Below are 16,657 nucleotides of genomic sequence, written 5' to 3' on the forward strand. Positions count from 1 at the left end.
CTTAAAGTGAGAATAAATTTAGACAATTGCCGGAATTTACAATCTGCCTCTTTTCTTTTATTATTTTTTGTGATACATTAATTGTGGTGGCAAGTTGATAATCATTTTCAATAAACCAAAAAGTTATACATATCAAGGTTCTTTTTTTTGCTATTAGATGATAATGATTATCATTCTTTTAAAAATAGTTTTATAGAGTTACTCCTATTCCTTAACTTGGAATAATGATTTTTTCAATTGTTGATTGATAATAAACATGTTATGAGGGTTATTAATGAGATTATGGATGTTAGGAATTGCAGCCATCGTTCTGTCTTTTATCTCGCTATTTATCGGAGCAATAGATATAACGCCAAAGGATCTGCTCAATTGGGAATCAGATGAAACACATATTTTCCTTATCAGCCGCATCCCACGGTTATTAGCGATAATATTAGCGGGGGCAGGGATGAGTATTGCCGGTTTAATTATGCAGTCTTTAAGCCGAAATAAGTTTGTATCACCAACAACTGCTGGAACTTTGGATGCAGCAAAACTGGGTATTTTAATTTCCATGCTGTTTTTTACGAATGTAACCTATACACAGCAAGTTATTTTTAGTTTTGCCTTTGCTTTAGCAGGTACATTTCTCTTCATGCAGATTTTAGATCGTATAAAATTTAAAGATGTTATCTTTGTTCCGTTAATTGGAATTATGTATGGAAATATACTATCTTCTATTACAACGTTCTTTGGATATGAAGCGGATCTGCTGCAAAATATATCTTCCTGGCTTATGGGAAGTTTCACTTTGATTATTGCTGGCCGTTATGAGCTTTTATATGTTAGTATTCCAGCTATTATTCTAGCGTATCTTTATGCGAATAAATTTACAGTTGCCGGAATGGGTGAAGATTTTGCGAGAAATCTTGGTTTAAGCTATAAGCTAGTACTAAATATTGGTCTGGTCCTTGTTGCGGTTATATCGACAACGGTTGTCCTTACTGTCGGGGTAATTCCATTTCTAGGACTCATAGTTCCCAATATTGTCTCCTTATATTTAGGTGACAACCTGCGCAAAACAATTCCGCATACAGCGGTGTTAGGGATTGTCTTCTTATTAATATGTGACATTCTAGGGCGCATCATCATTCATCCTTATGAAATTCCAGTTAATGTAACAGTGGCAGTGATAGGCAGTGCAATCTTCTTAACGATGCTGCTTAGGGGGAGAGCATATGCGAAATAGTACAAAACTGATGATTTTAGCAGCTATTGCTCTTGTGTTTATTTTGTTATATGGCTTTTATGATATTAAAGGCGGCTTTGATTATGCCTTTCCTAAGCGTATGCTCAGAGTTACAGCGATGGTTATAACAGGAATCGCAATTGCTTATTCTACAGTTGTGTTCCAGACAATTACACATAACCGTATTTTGACACCTTCTGTTATGGGCCTTGATTCTATGTATCAAGTAGTACAAACATTAATCTACTTCTTTGCAGGGTCGATGTCAGTGTGGGTGTTAAATAAATACTTAAACTTTGGCGCAGCCATTTTTGCCATGGTCGTTTTTGCCCTGATTTTATATCGATTTTTGTTCAGGGCTGATAAGCATCCCATCTATTTTCTTCTATTAATAGGGATGATTATAGGGACACTTCTGGGAAGCTTTGTCACATTCCTGCAAGTATTGATAGATCCAGTCGAATATTTGAGTCTTCAAAGCCGGTTGTTTGCGACCTTTACAAACGTAAAGGCTGAGTTATTATTTATTTCAATTGGCATCCTATTTCTTGCATTTCTCTATGGCTACCTTATTATGGATAAACTGGATGTTATGTCACTGGGCCGCGAAAATGCGATAAATCTTGGCATTAATTATGACGGCATGGTAATGAGAATTTTAATTTTATCGTCTGTTTTAATTGCCACATCTACAGCGCTTGTCGGACCAATTACATTTTTTGGATTAATTGTTGCCAATCTCTCCTATCAATATCTGGTGACATATAAACACTCCATCCACATATTAGGGGCGAGCTTGATCAGTATTATTGCATTGGTCGGCGGTAATTTCCTTGTGGAACATATTTTTGAGTTGCGTACAACATTAAGTGTCATTATTAACTTTATCGGCGGTATTTACTTTATTTATCTATTACTTAAGGAAAGTAGGGCAGCAGGATGATTGAAATCAAAGGATTAACAAAACAATTTGGTAAAAAGCCTGTTGTAGAGGATGTTACAGTCACAATCGAGCCGGGGACCATCACCTCTTTTATTGGACCGAATGGTGCTGGTAAATCAACACTTCTTTCTATGGTAAGCCGTTTATTAGAAGCAGATACAGGTGAGGTATTACTCGATCAGAATAATGTGAAAAAGTGGAAGTCTTCGGATTTTGCAAAGAGAGTATCCATTTTGAAACAAGCCAATTACCTTAATGTGAGATTGACAGTGCGTGAGCTTGTGTCATTTGGGCGCTATCCCTATTCAAGAGGTCGCTTAGCGGCTGAAGACGAAAAGTTTGTTGATCAAGCCATTGAATATATGAATTTAGCTGATATGGAAGGCAAATATTTAGATGAATTATCAGGTGGTCAAAAGCAACGGGCGTTCATTGCAATGGTCATTGCTCAGGATACGGATTATATCCTGCTGGATGAGCCTTTAAATAACCTGGATATGAAGCATTCAGTTCAAATTATGAAAATTTTGCGCAAGCTGGTTGATGAACTTGGAAAGACAGTTGTCATTGTTTTGCATGACATAAATTTTGCATCTGTTTATTCTGATCGTATCGTAGCGTTGAAAAATGGCCGGCTGATGAAAAATGGGCCGACCAGTGAAATCATAAATTCTGATGTGCTTCGTGAAATTTATGATATGGATATTCCAATTCAAGAACAGAATGGCTGCAGAATTTGTGTCTATTTTAATTCACATACGTAAACAATGAAGTATTAAATATACCTGGAGAAATCTATTGGATTTCTTCAGGGATTAGCTTTTTTGTGTAAGATTATTGAAAAATTGGAAGATAATTTAAAAAAATATCAAAAAGTTATTGACTAATAAAGATTATTCAATAATAATTATCATCATGATTGATAATGATAATCAATATTAAATAATAAATGAAAAGGGAGAGTTAAGAAAGATGAAAAAACTATTTTATGCATTGTTAGCAGCTATGGTATTATTGCTTGCCGCATGTGGTTCTAACGAAGAAGCTTCAAAAGAAGAATCAACTGATAAAGGTGCAGAGGAAGAAACAAATGGAGCTGGAACAGAAGGAAGCTCTGCTTATCCAATGACGGTATCTCCAACAGTTGCCTCAACTGAAGGCAATGAGGGTGGTACAACTAATTTTGAAGATGTGAAATTTGAAAAGATGCCAGAAAAAATTGCTGTATTCGATTATGGTTTCTTAGATACATTAGATGCTCTAGGTGTTGAAGGAATTGTTGGGGTTGCAAAAGATTCTACCCTGCCAGCTCACCTTGAAAAATACGCATCTGATGAGTATAAAAGCGTTGGTGGATTAAAGGAACCTTTACTTGAAGATATCGCTGAAATGGATCCGGATGTAATCTTTATCTCTGGGCGTCAGTCAGCATTCTATGAAGAATTAAAGGAAATCGCTCCTGTCGTGTTTGTTGGTACTTCTGAGACTGATTACTGGAACACATTCCAATCTTCTGTAGATCTAGCGGCGAAAATGTTTGATAAAGAAGCAGAAGCTGAAGAATACATGGCAAAATATGATTCAGCTTTAGAAGAAATCAAAGCTTTAGCTGGAAACTACGAAACCTCTCTAGTTACAATGTACAATGAAGGTAAATTATCAGGTTTTGCAACAAACTCCCGTTTCGGCTACATTTATGACATTTATGGATTCAAGCCGGTAACAGAAGATATCGAGTCTTCTTCTCACGGTTCTAACTTCGGTTTTGAAGCCGTCCTGGAATTTAACCCACAAGTGCTATTTGTAATTGACCGAACAGCAGCTACTGGTGGCGACTCTAATATTGAAGCTGATATGGAAAACGACATCATTAAGAAAACTGATGCCTTTAAAAATAAAAGAATCGTTTACTTAGATGGACCTCTATGGTACCTAAGCGGAGGCGGTTTACAATCCGAGCTTGCTAAAATTGAAGAAGTTTTAGCTGAGTTGAAATAAACTATGTAAGGGACTGTCCAGAATGTCAGTGAAAACTGACCCTCTGGCAGTCCCTTTTTATTGACTGGTTGTATACATGTGTATACAATTTAAAATGATGCATCGTATACATGTGTATACGAAGAAAGGCGGCTTACTATGAATAACGAAAAACATAGAGTTCGTGGTGAAAACAGACATCAAAAAGATGGTCATGAACGAAGGGATCGCGGTGCAAAAACATTTCGCAGAGGAAGAGCCCTTACCTTTTTAGAGAGAATGAGCCTTAAACGCTCTGCACTAAAGAAACAATTAGAAACACCAGAGCTGCAATCAATTAATCCGATCCTAGTCGGGGAACTAAAAGCAATTGATATGGTGATCAGCGAATTCGTACAGTTATTTGAGCTTTACGAATTTGAAGAAGGGGAAGCAGTAAATAGCAAAACGGAAGACAAGGAAGATTCCAATGAAGAGAAAAAATAAAAAGGGGCGGGGAAAATGAAACAAATTAACAGATATATCGATTCAGTTTTTTACAGCCAAGATGATATTTTAGAGGAGGTTCTTAATTCCATAAAAGAGAACGGTATGCGATCCATCTCAGTATCTCCTTCTACTGGTAAGCTTCTTACGCTGCTAGTATCCATGTCAGGGGCAAAAAATGTCCTGGAGATCGGGGCCCTTGGGGGGTATAGCGGGATTTGCTTAGCCAGAGGGCTCGATCGGTCAGGAACATTAACTTCCCTTGAACTTATGGAGAGCTACGCAGAATTAGCGAATACTAATCTGTCTAAAGCCGGTTTTGGCAGTCAAGTATCATATTTAACCGGACCAGCTCTGCAAAGTCTCGAACAGCTTGTTAGCGATAATAGACAATTTGATTTTTTCTTTATCGATGCAGATAAAGAAAACTACGAAAACTATCTAAATTATTGCATCAGACTAGCGGAAAATGGAGCATTAATTGTTTGTGATAATGTATTGGCCAGAGGCACTGTAGCAGACGAGAGTGCTGAACCTGAACGTCATACTGAATTCATGAAAAAATTTAATGAAACAGTGGCTAACCATCCTCAATTGGAATCTGTGCTTATTCCTATTGGTGATGGGCTGACTATCTCAAAAGTAAAAAAATAAAAACATTATTCGCAATCTATATAAGGTAAATATGCACCATACACAAAAAGCAGGATGCTTGCTAAAGCATTCTGCCTTTTATTGTTTAAACCTCATAGTAATGGAGAAGCAGATAAGCAATCCATCTGCAATGAGGGTTGTTTCTGATATTTGTAATCAGCCCTTTTACGATAGCAGGATTCAAGCTGCGCTCCTGTATATCCTCCTTTAGCAGGATGAGGGATTCCTTTTCAATCGAGTCTTCTAATTCCTCTATTTTTTGCTCCATAATTTCAATTAGTTGCCCGTGAGTCATCTCTTCATGTCCCGTCTTCCTGAACATCTCGTAAAGCTCGTCGGTTATAAACGGGATAGTCGAATTGTTTGCAAGAAGTTCTGTTTTCTCTGCAAGTGATCTGCACAGAAGGTCCAAATCCAAAGGCACATTGAAAAATAAAAATAAGTGAGAGTACACATGCATAAAGCCTTTGATGCAATAGATTAAATCGTATTTGGTATGCTGGACACTTTCTCCATATAACTGATCAAGCATGGATAGGGTGATATCATCGATTAATTGGTCAAAGTGCCGCCCTTTTGATATAAGCTCTTCGTTAAATGTATGTGCCTGTTCTTTAATAAAAATCTTGGCAAAGTCTGAATGCTTTTGAAAGGAGTGGAATGTGGTATAAAAAAACTTTCTTAAAAGCTCTTTTCCCGTGTTATTCGAGTCTTTGACTATATGGTCAATATCTGAAACAAATTGCTCCATAAAATGATCAATCAAGGCCATGATCAGTTCATCTTTTGATTTGAATGATAAGTAGAAAGCTCCTTTGGAAATACCGGAGTGCTCTGTGATCTGCTGTACAGATGTAGCTTCAAACCCTTGCTTCGCAAAGAGTTCTAAAGCGCTTTCCATAATTAATTGCTTTTTGCTCATGTAATGGTGTCACTCCTTTTTGATTGACAAATGACCAACCAGTCATTATTATATGTAATTGAGTCTAACAAGTCAATTAAGGGTAGGTGCACAAGTGAAAGGTTTAGTGAATTTCGTCCTGCAGAATAAACTTGCAGTCTGGCTGTTAACAATTATTATCACGGTATCTGGCATCTATTCAGGTACGCGGATGAATATGGAGACCATTCCGGATGTCTCAATCCCTTACTTAATGGTAATGGACGTATATCCGGGGGCGACTCCTGAAAAAGTGATGGAAGATGTGTCCATCCCAATTGAAAAGGCCGTAGAAGGCCTTGAAGATGTTAAATCAGTTTACTCAAATTCATATTCTAACATGTCAAATATCCAAGTGGAATATGACTATGGTATTGATATGGACGAGGCCAAGCGGGCTCTCCAATCAGCTCTTGATACAGTGGAGCTGCCGGAAGGAGCACAGGAACCTTCCATCACGGCTATCAGCATGAATATGATGCCGGTTGCTGCACTGAGTGTAAGCAGTAAATCAGAGGATATTGTTGAGTTAACCTCAACTGTAGAAGATATTATACTTCCAAAAATTGAAAAAATTGATGGTGTAGCCTCAGCGACCATCACTGGTCAGCATGTGGAAGAGGTGCAGCTCACATACAACGAAGAAAAACTGGCTGAGCTGGAACTGACTGAAGATAAAGTAAAGGAAATGATTCAGGCAAGCAACATGGCTGTATCATTAGGACTTTACGAGTTTGAGGAAGGAGAACAGGCTGTCGCAGTAGACGGCAAGTTCATGACCGAGGATGAATTAAAGAACATGCTCATCCCGGTAACACCAACCGCACAAAACCAGTCACCTTTTGTGAAGCTGAGTGACATTGCCGAGATTGATACCGTCGGCAGAGTGCAATCTGTTTCCCGCACAAATGGCAATGATGCCATTGCGATCCAAATTGTAAAAGAACAGCAGGCAAACACCGTTGAAGTGGTCAACAGTGTCAAAGATTTAATCAAGGAAGAAAAAGAAAAGGTCGAGGGTCTCGTTATAGATCTTTCACTTGACCAGGGTAAGCCAATTGAAGAATCTGTTTCAACCATGATTGAAAAAGCCGTGTTTGGCGGGCTGATCGCAGTCTTGATTATTTTACTGTTCCTGCGTGATTTTAAATCCACGATTATTTCAATCGTATCTATTCCAGTTTCGATTTTCATGGCTTTGCTGCTGTTGAACTGGATGAATATTACCTTGAACATTATGACGCTTGGAGCCATTACGGTTGCGATCGGCCGAGTAATTGATGACTCTATCGTTGTGGTTGAAAATATTTACCGCCGCCTGCATTTAAAAGAAGAAAAACTAACAGGGCGGGCACTTATTCGTGAAGCTACGATCGAGATGTTCAAGCCAATCCTTTCCTCGACATTAGTAACGGTTGCTGTATTCGCACCGCTCATTTTTGTAGGAGGTATGGTCGGCGAGCTGTTTATGCCATTCGCATTGACGATGACGTTTGCGCTTGGTGCTTCACTCCTTGTAGCTATTACAATCGTTCCAGCGCTGTCTCACTTCTTGTTTAGGAAGAAACTGTACAGTGAAAAAACGGAAGGCAGCCATAAAGAAGCTGGAAAACTATCAAAATGGTATAAAGGCATTCTTGAGAAATCTCTTAATCATAAGATTATTACATCCATCATTGCGGTAGTATTGCTGGCGGGCAGCGTAGCTCTGACACCAATGATCGGATTCAGCTTTATGGGCAGTGAAGAAGAGAAAGTGATGTATCTAACATACACACCTGAAGCTGGAGAACTTAAAGATGAAACATTAAAGAACGTTGAAGCAGTAGAAGAAGAGATGCTAAAGCGTGATGATATTGACATCGTTCAAATATCTGTAACCGAAGAAGCGGATCAAATGTCTGCCATGATGGGCGGAGGAGCAGGCGGAGCCCTAATGTACCTGATCTTTGACCCTGAAATGGATAATTTCCCTGAAGTCCGTGAAGAAATAGAAGATTATGTGTTTAATATCGGACAATCAGGTGAATGGAAGAGCCAGAACTTCTCTTCTATGTCCGGTTCAACCAATGAAGTCAGCTACACATTCTACAGTGAAGATTTAGATAAACTGAATGATTCTGTCAAAATGGTAGAAGACGTAATGCAGGAAAATGAGGAATTAGAGGATGTTTCTTCAAGTGCAGAAGACGCATATGTTGAATATACCTTCAATGTTGAGCAGGATGAACTGCTGCAGTATGGTCTGACAGCCGGACAAATTGTCATGATGCTGAATCCGTCAAACACCAAGGATGTTCTGACAACGATTGAAAAAGACGGTGAGACGCTTGAAGTCATTGTCCAGCAGGAGCAAGCGGAACAGCCGAAATCCATTGATGATATCCTGGCAACACAGGTGCCGACAGCGATGGGTACAACTATGCCTCTTTCCGAGCTGGTTACAGTGAAAGAAGGTACAACGCATAATACGCTTGCCCGCAGTAAAGGCGAGTACTACGCAACCGTGTCAGGTACGGTGAAGGGCGATGATATTTCAAAGGCTACTTCTAAAACAGATGAAGCGATTGATGAATTGGATCTGCCTAAGGGTGTAACAGTCGGAGTTGCGGGCGTTCAGGCAGATATGACTGAGACGTTCACACAGCTTGGCGCTGCGATGCTTGCAGCCATTGCGATTGTGTACTTCATTCTGGTTGTTACATTCCGTGAAGGAGTGGCGCCATTTGCGATTCTCTTCTCCCTTCCATTTGCCGTGATTGGTTCTTTCGTTGGCTTATTGATTGCTGGCGAAACCATTTCTGTGTCGGTCATGATGGGACTATTAATGCTAATTGGTATTGTCGTAACCAATGCCATCGTTCTGGTGGACCGGATCATCCATATGGAACGTGACGGTCTGGTCATGAGGGAAGCGGTGCTGGAAGCAGGAGCAACCCGACTTCGCCCAATCCTGATGACAGCCATTGCGACAATTGGTGCATTAATTCCATTGGCCATCGGATCTGGCGGCGGAGGGCTTATCTCCAAAGGCCTTGCGATTACCGTTATCGGCGGTCTGACAAGTTCGACGCTATTGACCCTTATTATTGTGCCAATCGTGTACGAAGTATTATCTAAAATGTTTAAGAAAAATCGCAGAGAAATTGAAGAAAACTAAAAAGAAGCCCTGCAGGTTTAAAAGCCTGCAGGGCTTTTGCGTTTCTTCTGCGATTTTAGCTGGAATTAAATTTTCTATGAATTTGCGGTGTCTTTCATTGCCAATATCAAATATTTTAGAGCCTGTGCAAGGATATCAGTCAAAATACCCTTTTATCGGTCACCTCACCACCATAGATATCGGTCACTTCGCGTCAAATCAGCTTTCCAGCCAGATCATAGTGAAAACAATACTCAAACTCTGACCAAAATCTTACATTCCCCTAATAAAATCCCTCTTTTCTTTTACAAGATCCACCCTTGCAAACAGAAGTGCATACATAAAAGTAAAAATAAGATACGATAAGCCAATAATCAGGCTAAGAGTCCTCGGGTCAAAAATCTCCAGCAGGAATCCTGCTGCACCCATGGAGATAGCCAGGGAAAGGTTTGAAACCATCTGCATTAAACCAAAAAAGGTTCCCTGTCTTGATCGGGGTATGAATTTCATCATGACCGTGTCCAGGCAGATGTTGCCAAGGCCGCCTGCAAAGGTGATCAGCACAACAGTGAAAAGTGCTGTATAAAAGCTTGGTGCGAGGCTTAATAAAATATGGCCAGTGCCTTCTAAAGCGATAAAGATGATTGCGAGTACAAGAAGGCCTTTCTTGATCATATGAGAAAAGAATGAACTTAGAATAAGCCCAATCCCCAGTGCTCCATACATAAATCCAACGCCCAATTCTCCCATATCAAAAACCTCCAGACCATAAATGCTTACAAGAATATTGTCAATACCATTGGCGAGCGGCATGGTCAGCATCATGATAAAAAAGGCAATCAGTGCAGAAGAGCCAAGTATAAGTCTCGCTGGCGAAATGGCAGCGGATGTTTTCGTTCTTTCTCTATTTTCCTCAGAGACAGCCGGGAAAACCATCCTGGAGATTAGATATGCTGATAACAGGAAGGTAAGGCTGTTAATCATGAAAGCGGCATTGTTCCCTAGAAAGTAGGCGAGAATTCCGCCTGTGCTTGATCCAATAATGAGGACGGCCCCGATCATGACTTGTTCAATCGCGTTTACAAATATGAGCCTATCTGATTTTACAAGGGCAGGTATCGCAGACATCCTGGCTGGTGAGTAGATGGCTTCTCCCGTTGCGATTAGGAGTGCACTTCCGTAAACAATCCATAAATCCCCTGCTTCCCTTACGAAAAGCAGCGCCAGGACAGCAGGCGCTCTCAACAAGTCTAATGCCACCAGAATGGCCTTTTTGGAAAAACGGTCTGCCAGCATTCCGCCTATTGGAGCAATGAAGAAAAAAGGTGCCATGCGAATGGCGAATAACAGCCCAATCGCTACTCCGGAACCTGTTACGTGGTATAGAAGTGCAAGCAGCGCAACCTGTGTAAATCGATTTCCAATTCCATTAATGATACCAGCCCAAAAGAGCTTTTGATAATTTGCTTCCTGTTTCCATACAGTCCAATTTGTCATTTTTCCGCACCTCTGCGAATGTTAATTCGATATATATCTAATTTGATGATAGAAACAATTAATTAGATAAATATCTAATTAGATTATATTCGAATTAGTTTGTCTGCACAATCAATAATTTTACATTTTTTTGTAGAGATGAAACTTTATCTTTTGGATAATCGTAAAGATTATTAAGGAGGCGGGTATGATGAAATTAATTTTCGAGGTTCTATTTCTATTAATCGTTATCTATTACAGCTATCATTACATTATTTTAATAGCACAAATGAAGAAACCTGCCCTTATTCCTTTTGACAGGACTGACCTGAAAACAGTAAGGAAATTCCCCCAGAAAGCTGCGGATGCCCCTGTTATCTCAAAAAACAAGCTGGGACTAACGATGTATGCTGTCATGCTGGCTTTTCTAATCGCTATGTTTATATTCGGAAAATATAATATGAAATTCAGCTGGACGTATCTCTATCTTCTGTTTATCCCTTTAATTAATGCCAAGGATCTGCTGAATGTATTTGCTGTCTATGATGACGGCTTTATAAGCGGAAGCAAGTTTGTTCCATGGAAAAAACTGCAATCCTTCCATTTCAAAAAAATCGATCTGAATCATAAATACTATGGTTATTCTCAAGAAGTAAATGAAGGCTATGAACTTATACTTAAAACAAAAATGGGCAGCCATAGCCTTGTTGTAACGGAAGAGGAAATGAAAGAAAGGCTTGCGTGTATTTTCGAAGAGCAGGTGAAAGAGGGATAAGGAGTTCTACAGTTATTCACTGAGTTGATTAAAGCGGAAGGTGCTAATCGAGCGAAAATGCTATCGCATTTTCTTCGTGCGGTGTTTTCTCGAGGAAGCTTATTCAACGTCCTGTGGGAGAAGTGGGACAGGTGAGACCCCACAGACGCGGAGCTCGACCGAGGCTTAGTGCCCGCCCCACGGAAAGCGAGTGCCTCGTGCTGAAATCAACGGGCAATATTTGGGGGAAGAAACGTAAAAAGTTTTAAAACGTCCTTTTGTTGGTATTTATATAATAAAACATCAGGAAAGGATCAAGAGAGATGAAAGAAATTACCGTAACTGTTGACTATGAAGGTTTAAAATATCAAACGAATATCATTACAAATAAAGAAGCCGGCGACGAGGAAATTTTAAAGCAGGCAGAAGACCAGATCAAAAGACAGTTGAGTAATTAAGAATAAAAATTACCCCCTTAATCAGAAGATAAGGGGGTTAATTGTGGGTCAATGCAATTTTTGATTTAGTTTTTGCTGCAGCAATTCAATTTTATTCGGCAGGACAAATAAGTACTCTATTAAACTCTCTAAGAGCTCCATCAGCAAAGAGGCCATTTCCTGATCAATATCTTTTTCGAGATCAAGCATCTGGTAAAAGGCGCTGCCTGGCTGTGCCAGCTGGCTTAAAGATTGCAGAGGCCTTGCTAAATCAACATGCTCTGGCAGCTGTTCAAACTGCTTTGAAAGGTTTTGCCCCTTGACCTCTTCGCCGAGGAAGTTCTTTAGTATGCTTTCAAGTACCCGTTTGGACATCACGGCAGTAGCAACCGTATCTTTGGAATAGCTGACATTTAAAGCCGACCGGTAGGCTCTTGTCAGGTCTCCCGGCACTTCCTTTATTTTCTCAAGCTGAGTCAGGAGCTCTTTCGCTGAATTGGGATCATAGATATAGAGAATAGTCTCGTCGCTCGATTGTTCAGCTTGATTAAGAATCATGATAAAAACCGATTCCTTTTTGCAGGCAGAACAACCTCCATGTGAAAGTATACTGGACTTGCTTGTATGATTATAATTTGCCTTTATCGTAAAAAGGCTCGGTTTACTGCATTTAGGGCACTCGCATTGGACACTTGATGGTATCTTCCTATAACCAAATTGACTATGAGAAATAATTTGTGCTGGCAACACTCTTCTCATTATCATTTCCCCCCGCTAGGTTTCTGTTTTTCCATTCCATTACATTTAAGTATAACTTTGAAAAATAATTCGGACAAACCTGAAAAATCTGGAATTTATTCAATTCAGATCCAGTATTGAAATGTGAAAGCTGCTGCCACTATCTATATAAACGCAAAAAAGGAGCTCATCCCATTCTTGGGAAAAGCTCCTTTTTCTTTATCCTTTATAAGGGTTATTGCGGTTCTCCCTTACATTATTAAAATCATAAGCATCTCTGTAGCGGGTATCCACATCATCGTTGTAGGCCGAAACAGTACGGTCTGTATAGTCATCTGTTGTCGTGTCGTCAAGCTTTTCGCTTAGCGGACGGTTTGAGTCCAGATTCTCATCTGTCCAAACACTGCTGCTGTTTCTGGCGTTATCCTTAAAAGCATTCGTTCCGCGGTCAAGCTCCCCGGGGTTTAAAGGATCAGCGTTTGTATAGGTTGTCCGGTCTCCTTCCAGAACAGAACGATTTGTATCTGTATAGCCGTCAGTAAAATCGGTGGATTTAGTTTCAGGGTCGACTAACACAAGAATTTTCCCTGATTTGACATCAGCTTCATAACGATGTGCTTCCTCTTCAGGAATACCCATGCCGATAAGTGCTCCTGCAATACCGCCGGCACCTGCGCCAACAGCAGCTCCTGTTAATGTAGCAGCGATTGGTCCGGCTGCCACAATCGGCCCGATACCGGGAATCGCCAATGCGCCTACACCGGCCAGAAGACCTGTTAGTCCTCCAAGAATTCCGCCTGTTGCCGCTCCGGCAGCTAATCCTTCTTCCGTTTTTGTGCCTGTTTCTTCTGTAACGGCATCTACATCATCTTTATTTTTGCTGATTACGGAAATGTCTTCAGGGCGGTATCCCTCCGCTCTTAACTTTTCAACCGCTTGAATGGCTTCTTGCTCTGTATCATATGCACCTACAATATGCTTGTTTGTTGCCATGTTCATCATCCTCCTTATAATTTATTGCTTATCTATTGGTGTACATACCTTTTTCATCACATCCATAAACCGCGTGGATAAAATTACTAATAATTTCCCCTTGACTAATAAGTGGCTTGACCTGTAACTGCATAATCGGTAGTTTAAAAATAGAATAGTTACAAGGAAGGTTGGTTCGCTTTGAATAAACTTTATTATGAAGATCCATATATCCAAACATTTGAAACGGAACTTGTCTATCAGGGAGAAGATGACAAGGAAAAGATATATGCCGTCCTGAAAGAAACGGCCTTTTACCCAACTGGCGGAGGACAGCCTCATGATGAGGGAACACTTAATGGCGTAAAAGTGTTGGATGTTGAAGAAGCGGAAGGGGAAATCCGTCATTATTTAGAAAGGGAATTGGACCCCTCCATTTCCAGTGTCTCAGGAGAAATAGATTGGAACAGACGGTTTGACCATATGCAGCAGCATGCAGGACAGCATATTTTATCGGCTGCCTTTGAAGAGCTTTACGGCTATAAAACGGTCAGCTTTCATTTAGGTAAAGAAACATTAACCATTGATCTGGATATCAGTGAATTACCGGTCCGGCATGCAGAAGAAGCGGAGAGGCTGGCGAATCGCATCATTCTTGAGAACCGGCCAATAGAAGCCAGGTGGGTGAGTGCGGAAGAAGCTTCCCAATTTCCGCTCCGCAAGCAGCTGTCTGTCAGGGAAGACATTCGGCTTGTGATGATCCCGGAATTTGATTATAACGGATGCGGCGGAACCCACCCATCTTCAACCGGCCAGGTTGCCGGCATTAAAGTATTAGACTGGGAACGCCAAAAGAAGAAAATCCGTGTGCAGTTTATCTGCGGGAATCGGATCCTTGCGCAGCTTCAGAGCAAACATGAAATTACAAAAAATCTTAGTCAGCTTCTTAATGCATCAGAAGAGGACTTGCCTTCAGCAGCCAGCCGTTTGATTGAAAATGGGAAGAACCTGGAGAAACAGCTGGAAGCAGCAAAGGAAGCGCTGTTAGCTTATGAAGCAAAAGAATTGTTCATAGCAGGAAACGGGGAGTGTACCAGCAAGGTCTTTGAGGGACGATCCATCCAGGAGCTGCAGAAACTGGCCCGCCTAATCGCATCCCAATCTGAAAATGCTGTTGTTATCCTAATCAATGAAACCGCCGATAAACTTCAATTTGTTTGCGCCAGTGGAGCAGATTCCGGGTCTGATATGAAGGGCCTGGCTGCAGAACTTTTGCAGAAGATTAACGGCAAAGGCGGGGGGAATCCTCAATTTGCACAGGGTGGGGGAGACAAACTTATGAGCGGGGAGAACCTGCTTCAGTATGCACTGAGACTTGCAGGGCAAATCAGCTCTGAAAACTGATAATGTAATAATGAGAAGGAACAGCCTTAATTGATAAAATATTTAGAAAAGTATTGAAAAGTGATTGTAATACAGCTTCTGTTGTATTACAATTTTGGTACGGGCCATGCATTATAATGAATGTTTATGATAACCTCATAAACGCCTCATATAATATCCGGTTCTGCAGGAGGCAAGTTCATGTACAGACAAAATACCGTCTATATCATCGGGGACAGCAAAACATCATTGAACAATCCGATTATGCAAAAATACAATGGCTTCTTTATAGGTCTTGTAATTGACAGGGAAACAGATGAAATTGTAGATGCAGAATGTTCATCTACCATTAACTTAACCTCATTATTTATTAAATCAATATTTGTCGGCAAATCCATACTGGAAGCTGACAAGGTAACGGAAGAAATCGAAAGCCGCTACTTCGGCTCCTCTCAAAAGGCACTAATGGTTGCCTTTAAAAATGCCCATATAAAATATACACAAATTATGAATAAGTAGAGCTGCTTTTTCTGTTTTCCGCAGATGAAATCCAGCTATCAGAGAAAAGCATTATTTTCTCCGATAGCTGGATTTTTTGCATTCTGCCTGTATAAAAGGTAGATTACAGGCTAATTTTACAGAAAATATCAAATAATCTATAATATAAAACTATAACAATATAATATTTGGGGGATTTTTAATGAAGCTTTATCTATCGGTTGATATGGAAGGAATAACGGGTCTGGCTGATCACACACATGTTGACTCTTCGAAGCACAATTATGAACGCAGCAGGATAATCATGACTGATGAAGCAAATCATGTGGTAACAGCTGCCTTTGACGAGGGCTGCAGCGAGGTTATCGTAAATGACAGCCACTCGAAAATGAATAACCTGCTCATTGAAAGGATGCATCCAGAAACACAGCTGATTACTGGCGATGTGAAGCCATACTCAATGGTTCAGGGGCTTGATTCAACCTTTAGCGGTGCCATGTTTGTTGGTTATCATGCACGTGCTTCCATGAAAGGAGTTATGTCCCACTCCATGATATTCGGTGTAAGGCATATGTACATCAATGACCATGCCATTGGGGAAATGGGCTTTAATGCTTATGTGGCAGGTTATCATGGCGTACCTGTTCTCATGGTGGCCGGAGATGACCAGGCGGCTCTGGAAGCAGAAAAATTAATCCCGAATGTCACCACTGCGGTTGTAAAGGAAACGATTTCTCGCTCAAGCGTGAAATCGCTGACACCTGCAAAAGCCGGACAGCTTTTAAGAGAAAAAGCAGCAGAGGCTCTTAGCAGGAAGGAACTTGTAGAACCGCTTGTTCCGCCAGAAAACCCTGTATTGAAAATTGAATTTGCCAACTATGGCCAGGCTGAGTGGGCTGCTTTAATGCCTGGTGCAGAGATAGAAGAGAATACAACCATTGTCCGCTATCAGGCTAAGGATATTCTTGAAGCATACCAGGCAATGCTGGTGATGACTGAGCTGGCCATGAGAACTACATTCTGTTAGGAAGT

16 protein-coding genes are annotated in these 16,657 nt (G+C 40.5%); 12 read left to right on the forward strand and 4 right to left on the reverse strand.

Going from position 1 to position 16,657, the window contains the following annotated elements:
* Positions 1-274: 274 nt before the first annotated feature.
* The 6 genes from AC0VZ9_RS01060 (at position 275) to AC0VZ9_RS01085 (ending at position 5,288) form a co-directional block, all read left to right on the forward strand.
* Positions 275-1,228 carry an ABC transporter permease gene (locus AC0VZ9_RS01060; RefSeq protein WP_009336388.1) on the forward strand — a complete coding sequence of 318 codons (954 nt, stop codon included), beginning with the start codon at positions 275-277 and terminating at the stop codon, positions 1,226-1,228.
* Positions 1,218-2,171 carry an iron chelate uptake ABC transporter family permease subunit gene (locus tag AC0VZ9_RS01065; protein ID WP_009336386.1) on the forward strand — a complete coding sequence of 318 codons (954 nt, stop codon included), beginning with the start codon at positions 1,218-1,220 and terminating at the stop codon, positions 2,169-2,171. The genes AC0VZ9_RS01060 and AC0VZ9_RS01065 overlap by 11 nt, the downstream gene beginning before the upstream one ends.
* Complete coding sequence (locus AC0VZ9_RS01070; RefSeq protein ID WP_009336384.1) at positions 2,168-2,935, forward strand: iron ABC transporter ATP-binding protein; 768 nt, start codon at positions 2,168-2,170, stop codon at positions 2,933-2,935. The genes AC0VZ9_RS01065 and AC0VZ9_RS01070 overlap by 4 nt, the downstream gene beginning before the upstream one ends.
* A 208-nt stretch (positions 2,936-3,143) precedes the next feature.
* On the forward strand, positions 3,144-4,169 hold the full coding sequence (locus tag AC0VZ9_RS01075) for a siderophore ABC transporter substrate-binding protein (protein ID WP_026041659.1): 1,026 nt from the start codon (positions 3,144-3,146) through the stop codon (positions 4,167-4,169).
* Between the two features lie 138 nt (positions 4,170-4,307).
* Positions 4,308-4,634 (forward strand): hypothetical protein, encoded by a 327-nt coding sequence (locus tag AC0VZ9_RS01080; protein WP_009336380.1) that lies wholly within the window; start codon positions 4,308-4,310, stop codon positions 4,632-4,634.
* A gap of 15 nt (positions 4,635-4,649) precedes the next feature.
* A complete protein-coding gene (locus tag AC0VZ9_RS01085) occupies positions 4,650-5,288 on the forward strand; it encodes an O-methyltransferase (RefSeq protein WP_019381205.1) in 639 nt (212 codons plus the stop codon).
* 85 nt (positions 5,289-5,373) lie between these two features.
* Here AC0VZ9_RS01085 and AC0VZ9_RS01090 read toward each other — a convergent pair whose 3' ends face one another.
* Entirely contained in the window at positions 5,374-6,210 is an 837-nt protein-coding gene (locus AC0VZ9_RS01090) for a TetR/AcrR family transcriptional regulator (protein WP_009336376.1), read from the reverse strand.
* A gap of 94 nt (positions 6,211-6,304) precedes the next feature.
* Between AC0VZ9_RS01090 and AC0VZ9_RS01095 the strand changes: the two genes are divergently transcribed.
* A complete protein-coding gene (locus AC0VZ9_RS01095; protein ID WP_217027329.1) occupies positions 6,305-9,388 on the forward strand; it encodes an efflux RND transporter permease subunit in 3,084 nt (1,027 codons plus the stop codon).
* A gap of 252 nt (positions 9,389-9,640) precedes the next feature.
* Here AC0VZ9_RS01095 and AC0VZ9_RS01100 read toward each other — a convergent pair whose 3' ends face one another.
* Positions 9,641-10,864 (reverse strand): MFS transporter, encoded by a 1,224-nt coding sequence (locus AC0VZ9_RS01100; RefSeq protein WP_475396970.1) that lies wholly within the window; start codon positions 10,862-10,864, stop codon positions 9,641-9,643.
* A gap of 187 nt (positions 10,865-11,051) precedes the next feature.
* On the opposite strand from AC0VZ9_RS01100, the gene AC0VZ9_RS01105 reads away from it, so the two are divergent.
* Together AC0VZ9_RS01105 and AC0VZ9_RS01110 are read left to right on the forward strand one after the other, a co-directional pair.
* Positions 11,052-11,618, forward strand: a complete 567-nt coding sequence (locus AC0VZ9_RS01105) for a hypothetical protein (protein ID WP_475396971.1) — start codon at positions 11,052-11,054, stop codon at positions 11,616-11,618.
* Positions 11,619-11,920: 302 nt separating this feature from the next.
* A complete protein-coding gene (locus AC0VZ9_RS01110) occupies positions 11,921-12,055 on the forward strand; it encodes a BA3454 family stress response protein (protein ID WP_217027339.1) in 135 nt (44 codons plus the stop codon).
* Positions 12,056-12,103: 48 nt separating this feature from the next.
* Here the strand turns inward: AC0VZ9_RS01110 and AC0VZ9_RS01115 are convergent, their stop codons facing one another.
* Together AC0VZ9_RS01115 and AC0VZ9_RS01120 are read right to left on the reverse strand one after the other, a co-directional pair.
* Entirely contained in the window at positions 12,104-12,793 is a 690-nt protein-coding gene (locus tag AC0VZ9_RS01115; protein WP_034298046.1) for a hypothetical protein, read from the reverse strand.
* Between the two features lie 198 nt (positions 12,794-12,991).
* On the reverse strand, positions 12,992-13,765 hold the full coding sequence (locus AC0VZ9_RS01120; protein WP_009336367.1) for a general stress protein: 774 nt from the start codon (positions 13,763-13,765) through the stop codon (positions 12,992-12,994).
* Between the two features lie 180 nt (positions 13,766-13,945).
* On the opposite strand from AC0VZ9_RS01120, the gene AC0VZ9_RS01125 reads away from it, so the two are divergent.
* The 3 genes from AC0VZ9_RS01125 to AC0VZ9_RS01135 all read left to right on the forward strand — a co-directional run bounded on the left by AC0VZ9_RS01125 (position 13,946) and on the right by AC0VZ9_RS01135 (position 16,652).
* Complete coding sequence (locus tag AC0VZ9_RS01125; RefSeq protein ID WP_256816104.1) at positions 13,946-15,148, forward strand: alanyl-tRNA editing protein; 1,203 nt, start codon at positions 13,946-13,948, stop codon at positions 15,146-15,148.
* A 180-nt stretch (positions 15,149-15,328) separates the two neighbouring features.
* Positions 15,329-15,646 (forward strand): DUF3870 domain-containing protein, encoded by a 318-nt coding sequence (locus AC0VZ9_RS01130; protein WP_009336365.1) that lies wholly within the window; start codon positions 15,329-15,331, stop codon positions 15,644-15,646.
* A 181-nt stretch (positions 15,647-15,827) separates the two neighbouring features.
* Complete coding sequence (locus tag AC0VZ9_RS01135) at positions 15,828-16,652, forward strand: M55 family metallopeptidase (protein ID WP_071155110.1); 825 nt, start codon at positions 15,828-15,830, stop codon at positions 16,650-16,652.
* Positions 16,653-16,657 lie beyond the last annotated feature (5 nt).

It is taken from the genome of Cytobacillus sp. QJM3NY_8 (assembly GCF_056173585.1).

Bases quoted from the DNA above. Each gene is read 5' to 3' on its own strand.
- AC0VZ9_RS01100 (WP_475396970.1), bottom strand. From the start codon at position 10,864: ATGACAAATTGGACTGTATGGAAACAGGAAGCAAATTATCAAAAGCTC.
- AC0VZ9_RS01135 (WP_071155110.1), top strand. From the start codon at position 15,828: ATGAAGCTTTATCTATCGGTTGATATGGAAGGAATAACGGGTCTGGCT.
- AC0VZ9_RS01130 (WP_009336365.1), top strand. From the start codon at position 15,329: ATGTACAGACAAAATACCGTCTATATCATCGGGGACAGCAAAACATCA.
- AC0VZ9_RS01115 (WP_034298046.1), bottom strand. From the start codon at position 12,793: ATGAGAAGAGTGTTGCCAGCACAAATTATTTCTCATAGTCAATTTGGT.
- AC0VZ9_RS01090 (WP_009336376.1), bottom strand. From the start codon at position 6,210: ATGAGCAAAAAGCAATTAATTATGGAAAGCGCTTTAGAACTCTTTGCG.
- AC0VZ9_RS01070 (WP_009336384.1), top strand. From the start codon at position 2,168: ATGATTGAAATCAAAGGATTAACAAAACAATTTGGTAAAAAGCCTGTT.
- AC0VZ9_RS01075 (WP_026041659.1), top strand. From the start codon at position 3,144: ATGAAAAAACTATTTTATGCATTGTTAGCAGCTATGGTATTATTGCTT.
- AC0VZ9_RS01065 (WP_009336386.1), top strand. From the start codon at position 1,218: ATGCGAAATAGTACAAAACTGATGATTTTAGCAGCTATTGCTCTTGTG.
- AC0VZ9_RS01080 (WP_009336380.1), top strand. From the start codon at position 4,308: ATGAATAACGAAAAACATAGAGTTCGTGGTGAAAACAGACATCAAAAA.
- AC0VZ9_RS01110 (WP_217027339.1), top strand. From the start codon at position 11,921: ATGAAAGAAATTACCGTAACTGTTGACTATGAAGGTTTAAAATATCAA.
- AC0VZ9_RS01120 (WP_009336367.1), bottom strand. From the start codon at position 13,765: ATGGCAACAAACAAGCATATTGTAGGTGCATATGATACAGAGCAAGAA.
- AC0VZ9_RS01060 (WP_009336388.1), top strand. From the start codon at position 275: ATGAGATTATGGATGTTAGGAATTGCAGCCATCGTTCTGTCTTTTATC.
- AC0VZ9_RS01085 (WP_019381205.1), top strand. From the start codon at position 4,650: ATGAAACAAATTAACAGATATATCGATTCAGTTTTTTACAGCCAAGAT.
- AC0VZ9_RS01105 (WP_475396971.1), top strand. From the start codon at position 11,052: ATGATGAAATTAATTTTCGAGGTTCTATTTCTATTAATCGTTATCTAT.